We start from the raw sequence: 11724 nt of genomic DNA, 5'->3' as shown, positions 1-11724 counted from the left end.
GTCGCCGTCGGCGCCGTAGCCGCTGTCGATCTTGCTGTCGTGCTGCTCGTACTTGGCGCCGACGTAGAGGGCGTCGGTGACCTGCCACATGAGCGAGCCGCCCCAGATCTTCAGGTCGTCTTCACCGCGCAGATCGTCCAGACCGGCGGAGAGGGTCAGGTCGCCGATGTTGTAGGAGAGCGTGGCCTGGAAACGGTCGTCATCGTCTACGCCGTTGTCTTCGCTGTAGGCCGCGGCCGCGGAGAGGCCATAGAAGGTCGGCGAATAGTAGGAGACGGTGTCACCCTTGCGGAAGGTGGTGTAGGTGGCGAAGCCGCTGTAGTAGGTACTGAACATGTCCACCGGGTAGGCGATGGCGTTGTAGTAGGGCATCCACATCTGCCCATAGGCCAGGTCACCGAACTGCCCCTTGACGCCGACCTTGCCAATGCGAATATCCGCGTTCTGATCCCAGGGGTCCTGGACCGCGAGGTTGACCGAATCGATCGGCAGCTCGAGCTGGCCGTAGGTGGTGATGTCGTCGCTGATGGGCAGACTGGCCTTGACGCCGATGCGTGAATAGGCATCACGCAGCCCGATGTAGGAATCCATGGCCGCGTCATCGTCTGGATTGACGGACTCACCATGCATCCTGAGCGATCCGTAGAACGCATAGTCGATGCCGAGTGTCTCGTCGTAGCCGCTCTTCTCCTCGCCGCTGGTGGCGCCGAAGTCGTACCTCAGACCCGCCGCGAGCACCTGGCCGCCGTCGCAGGACCAGCAGGTCTCGGCGAGACCACCGTATTTGGTGGTGATGGCCGCGGTCTCCTGCTCGTTGTAGTACTCGACGAAGAACTTGAGGTTGTCCTTGAACTGATAGTCATAGCCGAGGTGGTAGATGGTCTCGCCGTAGTTGTCGACGTCGGCAATCATGCCCTTGATGGTGTGCTTGCCGATGTTATAGCCGGCATAGAAGTTCATGGCCGTGTCGCCGTCGGCGCCGTAGCCGCTGTCGATCTTGCTGTCGTGCTGCTCGTACTTGGCGCCGACGTAGAGGGCGTCGGTGACCTGCCACATGAGCGAGCCGCCCCAGATCTTCAGGTCGTCTTCACCGCGCAGATCGTCCAGACCGGCGGAGAGGGTCAGGTCGCCGATGTTGTAGGAGAGCCTGGCCTGGAAACGGTCGTCATCGTCTACGCCGTTGTCTTCGCTGTAGGCCGCGGCCGCGGAGAGGCCATAGAAGGTCGGCGAATAGTAGGAGACGGTGTCACCCTTGCGGAAGGTGGTGTAGGTGGCGAAGCCGCTGTAGTAGGTACTGAACATGTCCACCGGGTAGGCGATGGCGTTGTAGTAGGGCATCCACATCTGCCCATAGGCCAGATCACCGAACTGCCCCTTGACGCCGACCTTGCCGATGCGGATATCCGCGTTCTGGTCCCAGGGGTCCTGGACCGCGAGGTTGACCGAATCGATCGGCAGCTCGAGCTTGCCGTAAGCGGTGATGTCGTCGTTGAGCTTGTGGCTGACGTCGAATCCGATGCGGGAATAGGCATCGCGCAGGCCGACATAGGAATCCATGGTCGCGTCGTCGTCTGGCTCGACAGCCTCGGCATGGATTCTAAGCGAGCCGTAGAAATCGTATTGAAGCGCCTGAGCGGACGTTGCCGCCACGCAGGCTGCCCCAGCAATCAGGGTAGTGGTAACAATGTGGGTTTTGGACTTCATGGTTAGGTGTCTGCCTTGCGCGTTGAGTCGCGTCTTGCTCAGATGGTCACATCGGCTTTCGGTAGGCGGCTGAAAGACAGCGTCACCCTGCACCGCTCGGCGGATGCGTGCGCTCGGCCCGTCTGATGGGCGCTACCGGCTCTTCCGAGCCGCGTCCCCCTGTTGATGGGGACTCCGGCTGCTGCACTCGGCCGGCAGCTGGGGCCAAATCTAGGTTGTTGCTTTGTTGTCAGCGGGCTGTGCGGTGCACGCCCTGGCGGTGCAGAGTCGTCGACTCTGGCAAGTCTCGCGACTGAGGTGTCCGGAGCTGATCCGAACGAGTTGATCGACCGACAAGATTTCTGCGGGCTACGGTCAGCCGTTGAGGCGGCCTCGATGCGTGAAAGCGCTCGAGAGGGGCGTTGCGAGCCGCCCCGTAGCCCGACGGTAACCTACAAGCGTTGCATCGAGAATACAACCAAGGCGGCGTATCCGATTGATCTCGGTCGGATATGTCGCATTTTTCAGACAGTCGGTCATGTGATGCGCGCCGTGCGACGCTCCGGCAGCCTGCCGGATCTGCGCCGCTCGGCATGCGCGATCTCCGGATCAGTCTGCGCCGCGCGTCGCCCGCTGGTTTGACATACCAGGTTCGCCTCCGTAGCCTCGTTCTGAAGAAGGACGGCTCCGCATGCTTGGGGACCTTCCTCGCAGACCCTTGCGGAAGCACCTGACGCCGAGCTGCTCGGCCAGGCTTCCAACCCAGCGCCCGACTCGGCTCGCCGACCGGGTGGTCAAGACGACCCGCATCTCTGTCCGGGTTTCTCCGATTGTGGCCTCCCATCCCACGGGCTAGTCCGCAACCTCTGTCCGGCAGCCCTGGCGTGACGAGCTCGCCTGGCATCGAGCCACCCGATCGGGGCTGCCGGCGCAAACTGGAGCGCGACCGTATCTGCCGGCCGCGAGCGCAGTACAAATGAACGAAAAAGTCGTTGTGAAGCACCTCTACAAGGTGTTCGGCAATGAGCCCGAAAAGGCCATGCACTTGCTCGAGCAGGGGGTGGACAAGGACGCCATCTTCGACCGCACTGGTCAGACCGTTGGCGTCTGCGATGCAAACTTCTCCATCATGGAAGGGGAGATCTTCGTCATCATGGGCCTGTCCGGGTCCGGCAAGTCCACGATCGTGCGTCTGCTCAACCGGCTCATCGAGCCGACATCCGGCCAAGTGCTCGTGGATGGCCGTGACATCGCGGCCATGGATGACCAGGCGCTCATGGAGCTGCGCCGCAAGGACATGAGCATGGTGTTTCAGTCCTTCGCGCTCATGCCCCATCTCACCGTCGTCCGGAATGCGGCCTTCGGTTTGGAGCTCGCCGGAATCGACCCGGCCGAGCGCGAAGAGCGTGCCTTGGCCGCGCTCGACCAGGTCGGTCTCAAGGCCTGGGCCGAGAGCTACCCGGATGAGCTTTCCGGGGGGATGCAGCAGCGCGTCGGCCTGGCCCGTGCCTTGGCCAACGACCCCTCCGTCATGCTGATGGACGAGGCCTTCTCGGCCCTGGACCCCCTGATCCGCAGCGAGATGCAGGACGAGCTGCTCAAGCTGCAGGAGAACAGCGACCGCACCATCATCTTCATCTCCCACGACCTGGACGAGGCCATGCGCATCGGCGACCGCATCGCCATCATGGAAGGCGGGCGCGTCGTGCAGGTCGGTACCCCGGACGACATCCTCAAGAACCCGGCGGATGACTATGTGCGCTCCTTTTTCCGCGGGGTGGACGTTGCGACGGTGCTCAAGGCTGGTGACATCGCGCGCAAGACACCCATCACGCTCATCGAGCGCCGCGACGATGGCATCCGTACGGCCCTCCAGCGCATGAGCGAGCACGGACGGGACTTCGGCTATGTGCTGGACAAGGGCCAACGCTTTCACGGCGTGGTATCGGTCGATTCCCTCGAGGCCCAGCTCAAGGCCGACGATTCCCGCTTGAGCGGCGCCTATCTGAGCGACGTGGCGGCCGTTCCCGCGGATACGCTCGTCAGCGAGCTGCTGGGCAGCGTCGCCGCCGCACCCTGCGCAGTCCCCGTGGTGGATGAGCAGCAGCACTATTTGGGGGTGATCACCAAGGCGTGCCTGCTGGAAACACTCGACCGGGAGAACTGACATGGCAGAGGAAACCGCAACGAACCCCTGGTCCACGGCTTCCACCGAGGAAAGTGCGACCCAGACGAGCCCAGGAGCCAATGCTGCGGATGTCTCGGCCGGCGAGCCGGCTGAGAGCGCGGCCAACCCTTGGGGCGCGGCCCCGGACGAGGGGGCCGCCGACACCGCGGGGGACTGGCTGGCGAATACCGGCGGCGGCGACGTCGTCGACACCGGACTAGACCTCGTTCATCCCTTTCAAGATGCCGTGATCCCGGTGGGCACCTGGGTCGATCAGGGGCTCGACTGGCTGGTGGAGAATTTTCGCTCGGTCTTCCAGGCGATCCGCTGGCCCATCGACGCCACCCTCACCAATATCGAATCCGCCCTGCTGAGTGTCCCTGACATCCTCATGCTGGTCATCATCGGCCTGCTGGCCTGGCAGGCGGGAGGTCGGGCACTGGCGATCGGCTCGGTGATCTCCATGGCACTGGTCGGGCTTATCGGCGCCTGGAGTGAAGCCATGGTCACCCTGGCCCTGGTGCTCACCTCCGTGTTCTTCTGTCTCATCATCGGCATCCCGGTGGGCATCTGGCTGTCCCGCAGCGAGCGGGCGATGACCCTGGTGCGGCCGGTGCTCGATGCCATGCAGACCACACCCGCGTTCGTCTACCTGGTGCCTGTTGTCATGCTGTTCGGCATCGGTAACGTACCTGGCGTGGTGGTCACCATCATCTTCGCCCTGCCACCCCTGATTCGCCTCACCAACCTCGGCATCCGGCAGGTGCCGGCGGATCTGGTGGAGGCGGCCCGGTCCTTTGGCGCCTCGCCGCGGCAGCTTCTCTTCAAGGTACAGCTCCCGCTGGCGATGCCGACCATCATGGCTGGGGTCAATCAGACCTTGATGCTGGCCCTGTCCATGGTCGTGATTGCGTCCATGATCGCGGTCGGCGGCCTTGGGCAGATGGTTCTGCGGGGCATCGGCCGCCTCGATATGGGGCTGGCTACAATTGGCGGTATCGGGATCGTCCTGCTCGCGATCATCCTGGATCGCATGACCCAGGCCGTCGGCCAGTCCGGCCGCGAGAAGGCGACGCGCCACTGGTATGAGAGCGGACCCGCCGGCTTGGTGCTGCGGCTCGCGGGCCGCAACGGCCGGACCGCAAAATCCGCGGGCTGAGAGCCGCCAGGGAGACTTGGCGAGCCTGCTTCCCCGGGAGGTGCCATCTGTGGCCCTTCCTTCATCACCACGATAGAGACGAGCGTCCGAAACAGCGGACGTGAGGGAGAGGTGTAAAAGTGCGATCAATCGACTTCAGAAACTTGCTCACAGCCGGCCTGCTCGGCGGCGTCATGCTGGGCGCGGGTACGACCTTGGCCGGCGATCTGCCTGGAGAAGGCGTCAAGGCGCAGCCGATCAAGAGCTCCATCGCCGAGGAGACCTTCCAAACCCTACTGGTCGTCAAGGCCCTGGAGGCGCTTGGCTACGAGGTGGGCGACATCAAGGAGATCGAATACGCCGCCGGCCACGTCGCGATCGCCAATGGGGATGCCACCTTCATGGCCGATCATTGGGATCCCTTGCACGCGGACTTCTATACCAAGGCCGGTGGCGACGAGAAGCTCTATCGCGAGGGGGTGTACTCCTCGGGCGCCCTGCAAGGCTACCTCATCGACAAAAAGACCTCGGACGCCTACGGGATCACCAATATCTCCCAGCTCGAGGACCCGAAGATCGCCAAGCTGTTCGACAGCAACGGAGACGGTACGGCCGACCTGGCCGGCTGCACCCCGGGCTGGGGCTGTGAGAAGGTCATCGAGCACCACCTCGATGCCTACGACCTGCGGGATACAGTGACCCACAACCAGGGGAGCTATTCCGCCATCATTGCCGACACGATCGCCCGCTACAAGCAGGGTGACCCCATCTTCTATTACACCTGGACGCCCTACTGGGTCAGCGGCGTGCTTGTCCCCGGCAAGGATGTGGTCTGGCTGCAGGTTCCCTTCAGCTCCCTGCCTGGCGAGCGCGCGGGGGTGGACACCTCGTTGCCAGACGGCTCCAACTACGGCTTCCAGGCCAACACGCAGCGCATCGTCGCCAACCGGGAGTGGGCCGAGGCCAATCCGGCCGCAGCCAAGCTGTTCTCGATCATGCAGCTCAGCAACAACGATATCAGCTCCCAGAATCTGCGCATGCGTGATGGCGAGAAGAGCGTTGCGGACATCGAGCGCCACACCAATGCCTGGATTCGCGCCAACCAGGAGACATTCGACGGCTGGATCGCTGAGGCGAAGAAGGCTGCCGGGAGCTGATTGCCGCCTAGGGTCGCGGCAGAACAGAATGACCTGCGCCAGGTTGCCTGGCGCAGGGACCCCGTACCTAGAAGCTGAGGGAGTCCCGGCGACCGAAGCCACCGGGTCGCGCAGCATCCTCGATCGGCAGCAGCGCGTCGTCGCATGCCGCTGCGATGAGGGCCGGGTAAGCTCCCAGCGTATCAGGCGCTTCCTCTGAGGGCGTCGTCCGATCGTCTCAGCTCGAGCTTGTGGCACGATTCCGCGCGCCCGGCGTACCAGCAGGTTTGACACTGGAACGTCGTCGTGAGTCTGGAACTTCGTCCGGCGATGACAGTCCATTCAGATCACGCAGCGTCAGTCTAAGGATGGATCGCGGAACAACCGGTCAATCAGAGGCTCACTCCCAGTGAAGTCTGTCGACTAGGGAAGAAACGTGAGATCCTTCCTCGCCGTCCCAACTGGTACTGTGCAACGGAGCCCGCCTTTGCGCGCGCCATCATCAACCGGGATCTCACCCCGACTCTAGGTTAGACGAGAATCACATTGATGCGATTGCAACCTGCTGTGCTGCTCGGTGCCGGGCTAGTCCTTGGCCTGTCGGTCGGAGCCTTGGACCTCGCGACCGCAGAAGACGTCTCGACGGCCGTCGCGGAGCAGGCCGCTGCCGAGCCAGATGACGCGCTTCCTCTCGACGACCTGCGCACCTTCGCGGATGTCTTCGGGCGGATCAAGGACGACTACGTCGAGCAGGTCGATGACAAGGCGCTCATCGAGAGTGCCATCCGCGGCATGCTGGCCGGCCTGGACCCGCACTCGTCGTACCTGAATGGCGAGGAGTACCGCGATCTCCAGGTCGGCACGAGCGGCGAGTTCGGCGGTCTGGGCATCGAGGTCGGCATGGAAGATGGCTTCGTGAAGGTCATCGCACCGATCGACGATACCCCAGCTCAGCGCGCCGGACTCAAGGCCGGGGACATGATCGTGCGCATCGACGACAAGCCGGTCAAAGGCTTGAGCTTGAGCGAGGCGGTCAAGCTGATGCGTGGCAAGCCGGGGACGGAGATCAAGCTGACGATCATGCGCAGCACCGACGAAAAGCCCTTCGAGGTCAGGATCGAGCGCGCCATCATTCAGGTCGCAAGCGTCAAGAGCCGCATTCTCGAGCCTGGGTACGGCTATCTGCGCTTGACGCATTTCCAGGCGCACACGACGGACGACATGCTCGAGGCCATCGATGCGCTGAAAAAGCAGACGGAGGGCAATCTCAAGGGCCTCGTCCTCGATCTGCGCAACAATCCCGGAGGTGTCCTGAACGGCGCGGTCGGCGTCAGCGACGCCTTCCTGACCGAAGGCAAGATCGTCTACACGGAAGGTCGGGTGAAGAACAGTGAGATGGAGTTCAACGCCGGACCGGATGATGTGCTCAACGGCGCCCCCATCGTCGTGCTGGTGAACGGCGGCAGCGCCTCTGCATCGGAGATCGTCGCAGGGGCTTTGCAGGACCACAGACGCGCGATCGTGATGGGGACCCAGACCTTCGGTAAGGGCTCGGTTCAGACTATCGTGCCCATTGATGATTCCAGGGCGCTCAAGCTGACGACGGCGCGCTATTACACGCCCTCCGGTCGATCGATTCAGGCCCAAGGCATCACGCCGGACATCAAGCTCGAGCATGGCGAGTTCAAGCCCGAGGCCAATCAGAACCTCGTTTCCGTGAAGGAGGCGGATCTGGTGCGTCATCTTGACGAGCCGGAGCAGCCTTCGGAGACACCTGCTGAAGAGGCCGCCGATCAGCCATTGGCCGTGGAGGATTTCCAGCTTTCGGAAGCCCTCAATGTGCTCAAGGGCCTGACCATCCTCGGCCGGGCCGATACGAACTGACGCAGCCGCTCGCTCACGGGAGCCATCTGGGAATGGTCCAGCCCGCCGCATTCGCTTGCCAGGGCTTGGCCTGCGGGGGTTTCGTCTTGATGCCCAGATGGCCGTTCGTCGTTTGAAACAGACATTGATTGATGGGAGATACCGTCGATGCCGAGTGTGCTCGTCCCCTTGGCCGAAGGCTGCGAGGAGCTGGAGGCCGTCACCATCGTCGATCTCTTGCGCAGGGCGGAGATCGAGGTCGTCACGGCCGGACTCGCCGAGGGTCCGGTGAGGGCAAGCCGTGGGACCGTGCTGGTTCCCGATACCACCTTGGACGCCGTCAAGGATCGAGATTTCGACATGGTCGTCTTGCCCGGGGGACTGCCGGGCGCTCGACACCTGGAAGAGGACAAGCGCGTCCGCGCCATCCTTGAGCGCCATCAGCGCCTGGGCAGCTACATGGCCGCCATCTGCGCCGCGCCCAAGGTGCTGGCGAGCGCCGGAATCCTGGACGGCCGCAAGGCAACCAGCTATCCGGGTACGCTCAAGCCAGCGGATTTCCCCAAGGTCGAGCTGCTCGACGCACCTGTCATCGTCGACGGCAGTGTCGTGACCAGCCGAGGTCCGGGGACGGCGATGGACTTCGCACTGCAGCTCGTCGAGCTGCTGGCCGGCCGGGAGCGCCGCACCCAGGTCGAGCAGGCACTCGTGCGCCCCGCGTGATCGCCCCGTCGAGCCTGTGCAGCCTCCTTGCGACTCCGCTCGCCCGCGAGCCCTAGGTGATGAGCGCTAACTCACTGATCCTCTTCTCGCCCCCGATCGTCGCACTCCTGCTGAGCCTGGCTGCCACCCGCTGGCTCGCCGCTCACGCAGGCCGCGTGCTCGGACGGCTCGACTATCCCAACGAGCGCTCGCTGCACAGGCGTCCCGTCCCGAGGACGGGGGGCCTCGGGGTCTTGCTCGGCCTGGCGTCGGCTTGGCTGATGATCGGGCTCACGGGCGCAGGGGCGGAGCCGCTCGGCTGGATTACCTTGGCCCTTGCCCTGGTCGGCAGCGTCGCCTTCGTCGACGACCTCGGCCACCTGCCACCCTGGATTCGGCTCCTGGTCCATTTCGCCGCGGCCGCTGTCCTCGTCTTCGGTGGACTAGGTCTGGAGCATCTCGAGCTGCCGGGCTTCACGCTCGGCCTGCCGAGCGTCGTTTCGGTTGGCCTGACGCTGTTGTTCGCCGTCTGGATGACCAATCTCTATAACTTCATGGACGGGATGGACGGCTTCGCCGGCGGCATGACCGTTTTCGGCTTCGGGGCCTTGGCCTTCCTGGGATGGCTCGATGGCGAGCTCAGCTACGCGACCGCCGCCTTCAGCGTCGCGACGGCGGCGGCCGGGTTCTTGGCGGTCAACTTTCCGCCGGCGCGGATCTTTCTCGGCGACATCGGCTCGTCGACCTTGGGCCTCTTGGCGGCGGGCTTCTCGCTGTGGGGCGCCGAGCTCGGACTCTTCCCACTCTGGGCAGCGGTGCTCGCCTTCTCGCCCTTCATCGTCGACGCCACCTGGACGCTGCTCGCCAGACTCGTCCGCCGCGAGCGCGTTTGGGAGGCCCATCGCTCGCATCACTATCAACGCCTGGTGCTCGCCGGATGGAGTCAGCGCAAGACGCTGCTGCGCGGCTACCTCCTCATGGCGGCTGCGGCTAGCTGCGCCATTGCCTCGCCCCAGCTGATCGCGCAGGAGCAGTGGATGCTGCTCGCAGCCTGGGCCATCATCTACGGCTCGATCCATTACCGGGTGGGATTGGTCGAGCGCCTCGCGGTCTCCGAGCGGACATGCACCCCGTAATCGATCGGCTGCGCTCGCGCACCGCCGCCTTCGCCCATGATCTCCTGACGATCCCGATCGCCTGGTTCCTCGCCTATTGGCTGCGCTTCAATCTCGATCGGATCCCACCCGAGTTCATCGCCAGCTGGCTGGAGGCCTTGCCTTGGGTGATCCTGGTCCAAGGGAGTGTCTATTGGCTGTTCGGGCTCTATCGCGGCGTGTGGCGGTTCGCCTCTCTGCCGGATCTGGTGCGGATCACCAAGGCGGTCTTGGCCGGGACGCTCTTGGTCGTCGTCACCCTCTTCATCGTCAATCGCTCCGAGCTTCTGCCACGCTCGGTCCCGGTGCTCTATGCCGGACTACAGCTCCTGATGCTGGCGGCGCCACGCATGCTCTACCGCTGGATGAAGGATCACCGACTCGATCTGGCCTCCGGTCAGCGAGTGCTCATCGTTGGCGCTGGCCGGGCTGGCGATCTGCTTGCGCGCGATATGCTGCGCGGCTCGCATCGCGTCTATTTCCCGGTCGGCTTCGTCGACGACAAGCTGCGCCGCCAGGGCAGCGAGGTGCAAGGCCTGCCAGTCTTCGGGTCGACCGAGGCGATCCCCGAGCTCGTCCTGGCCAAGGACATCGATCTCATCATGCTCGCCGTGCCAGGGGCGACTGCTCGCGAGATGCGGCGACTCGTCGAGCTCTGCGAGCAGACGGAGCTGCCTTTTCGGATCCTGCCAGAGCTGCGCAGCCTCATGGACGGGCAGGTCAGCATCAGCCAGCTGCGGCCCGTCTCGATCGAGGACCTGCTCGGGCGCGAGCCGGTCCAGCTGGACTGGGGCGAGATCCGTGCCGGCCTCGCCGGACGCGACATCCTGGTGACCGGCGCGGGGGGCTCGATCGGCTCCGAGCTGGTACGGCAGATCGCCGGCACGAAGCCAGCCCAGCTCATTCTGGTCGACAACTGCGAGCTCAATCTCTATCGCATCGAGATGGAGCTGATCGAGCGCCACCCAGGACTGCCTTTCACCAGACATCTGATCGACGTTTGCGACGCTGCCGCCATCGAAGCCCTCTTCAGCGCGCGGCGTCCGCCCATCGTCTTCCATGCGGCGGCCTACAAGCACGTTCCCTTGCTGCAGGATCAGGTCAGAGCCGCGGTCAGGAACAATGTGCTGGGAACGCGCCTGGTCGCTGAGGCGGCCGCCGCTCACGGCTGCGAGCGCTTTCTGCTCATTTCGACCGACAAGGCGGTCAACCCGACCAATGTCATGGGCGCGACCAAACGGATCGCCGAGACCATCTGCCAGGGGCTCGATGGCCGCTCGCAATGCCGTTTCATCACGGTCAGGTTCGGCAATGTGCTCGGCTCCGCCGGGAGTGTGGTTCCGCTGTTCAGGCGGCAGATCGCGGAGGGAGGGCCGGTCACTGTGACGCACCCCGAGATCGAGCGCTTCTTCATGACCATCCCCGAGGCCTGCCAGCTCATCATGCAGGCCGCCGTGATCGGGGATGGCGGCGAGATCTTCGTCCTCGACATGGGCGAGCCGATCAAGATCTACTATCTGGCCGAGCAGATGATTCGGCTCTCCGGTCGAGAGCCAGGCCGAGATATCGCCATCGAGCTCATCGGTCTGCGTCCCGGCGAGAAGCTCTATGAGGAGCTCTTCTACGTGTCCGAGGAGCTAGCTCCCACGCGTCACCCGAAGATACGCGTTGCGCGACAAGGACCGAGCCTGTCGGCCGATGCCCTGACGCTGCATTTGGACCGCCTGCAGGATGGTGCGGATCGGATCGACGAAACCCAGATGCTTGCGACGCTTCGGACCCTGCTGCCGAGCTGGCAGACAGCGCCGGTGGCTAGGCCGACCCAGCATCAGTCGAACGATCTGACCGTAGACGCTTGATCTAGGTACCTCGAAAGGATCT

General features: G+C 64.1%; 8 protein-coding genes. 7 read left to right on the top strand and 1 reads right to left on the bottom strand.

From position 1 onward, the window contains the following. On the bottom strand, nucleotides 1-1704 hold a 1704-nt coding region (locus G3446_RS27930), incomplete at its 3' end, for a porin (protein ID WP_245232313.1). Nucleotides 1705-2659: 955 nt separating this feature from the next. Here G3446_RS27930 and proV point away from each other — a divergent pair. From proV to G3446_RS05140, 7 genes are all read left to right on the top strand, one after another. After that, a complete protein-coding gene (gene proV, locus G3446_RS05170) occupies nucleotides 2660-3850 on the top strand; it encodes a glycine betaine/L-proline ABC transporter ATP-binding protein ProV (protein WP_164451373.1) in 1191 nt (396 codons plus the stop codon). Nucleotide 3851: 1 nt separating this feature from the next. Then, nucleotides 3852-5009 carry a glycine betaine/L-proline ABC transporter permease ProW gene (gene proW / locus G3446_RS05165; RefSeq protein ID WP_164451371.1) on the top strand — a complete coding sequence of 386 codons (1158 nt, stop codon included), beginning with the start codon at nucleotides 3852-3854 and terminating at the stop codon, nucleotides 5007-5009. Between the two features lie 143 nt (nucleotides 5010-5152). Continuing rightward, nucleotides 5153-6145 (top strand): glycine betaine/L-proline ABC transporter substrate-binding protein ProX, encoded by a 993-nt coding sequence (gene proX, locus G3446_RS05160; RefSeq protein WP_245232312.1) that lies wholly within the window; start codon nucleotides 5153-5155, stop codon nucleotides 6143-6145. A gap of 528 nt (nucleotides 6146-6673) precedes the next feature. Next, nucleotides 6674-8008: a S41 family peptidase gene (locus tag G3446_RS05155; RefSeq protein ID WP_164451369.1), complete on the top strand. Its 1335-nt coding sequence runs from the start codon at nucleotides 6674-6676 to the stop codon at nucleotides 8006-8008. A 147-nt stretch (nucleotides 8009-8155) separates the two neighbouring features. Further along, on the top strand, nucleotides 8156-8710 hold the full coding sequence (locus tag G3446_RS05150) for a DJ-1 family glyoxalase III (protein WP_164451367.1): 555 nt from the start codon (nucleotides 8156-8158) through the stop codon (nucleotides 8708-8710). A 59-nt stretch (nucleotides 8711-8769) separates the two neighbouring features. Next, nucleotides 8770-9825 (top strand): MraY family glycosyltransferase, encoded by a 1056-nt coding sequence (locus G3446_RS05145; RefSeq protein ID WP_164451365.1) that lies wholly within the window; start codon nucleotides 8770-8772, stop codon nucleotides 9823-9825. After that, the gene (locus G3446_RS05140) at nucleotides 9813-11702 is read left to right on the top strand and encodes a polysaccharide biosynthesis protein (RefSeq protein WP_164451363.1); all 1890 of its coding nucleotides are present in this window, start codon (nucleotides 9813-9815) and stop codon (nucleotides 11700-11702) included. Before G3446_RS05145 ends, G3446_RS05140 begins: the two co-directional genes overlap by 13 nt. Nucleotides 11703-11724: the final 22 nt, after the last annotated feature.

It is taken from the genome of Thiorhodococcus minor, assembly GCF_010820565.1.
Classification (GTDB): Bacteria; Pseudomonadota; Gammaproteobacteria; order Chromatiales; family Chromatiaceae; genus Thiorhodococcus; species Thiorhodococcus minor.
Note: the sequence above shows the minus strand (reverse complement) of the source record. Positions and strands in the feature narration are given on the sequence as shown.

Excerpts from the sequence above, each read along its gene's own strand:
- proV (WP_164451373.1), top strand. The coding sequence starts at position 2,660 with ATGAACGAAAAAGTCGTTGTGAAGCACCTCTACAAGGTGTTCGGCAAT.
- proW (WP_164451371.1), top strand. The coding sequence starts at position 3,852 with ATGGCAGAGGAAACCGCAACGAACCCCTGGTCCACGGCTTCCACCGAG.
- G3446_RS05155 (WP_164451369.1), top strand. The coding sequence starts at position 6,674 with ATGCGATTGCAACCTGCTGTGCTGCTCGGTGCCGGGCTAGTCCTTGGC.
- G3446_RS05150 (WP_164451367.1), top strand. The coding sequence starts at position 8,156 with ATGCCGAGTGTGCTCGTCCCCTTGGCCGAAGGCTGCGAGGAGCTGGAG.
- G3446_RS05145 (WP_164451365.1), top strand. The coding sequence starts at position 8,770 with ATGAGCGCTAACTCACTGATCCTCTTCTCGCCCCCGATCGTCGCACTC.
- G3446_RS05140 (WP_164451363.1), top strand. The coding sequence starts at position 9,813 with ATGCACCCCGTAATCGATCGGCTGCGCTCGCGCACCGCCGCCTTCGCC.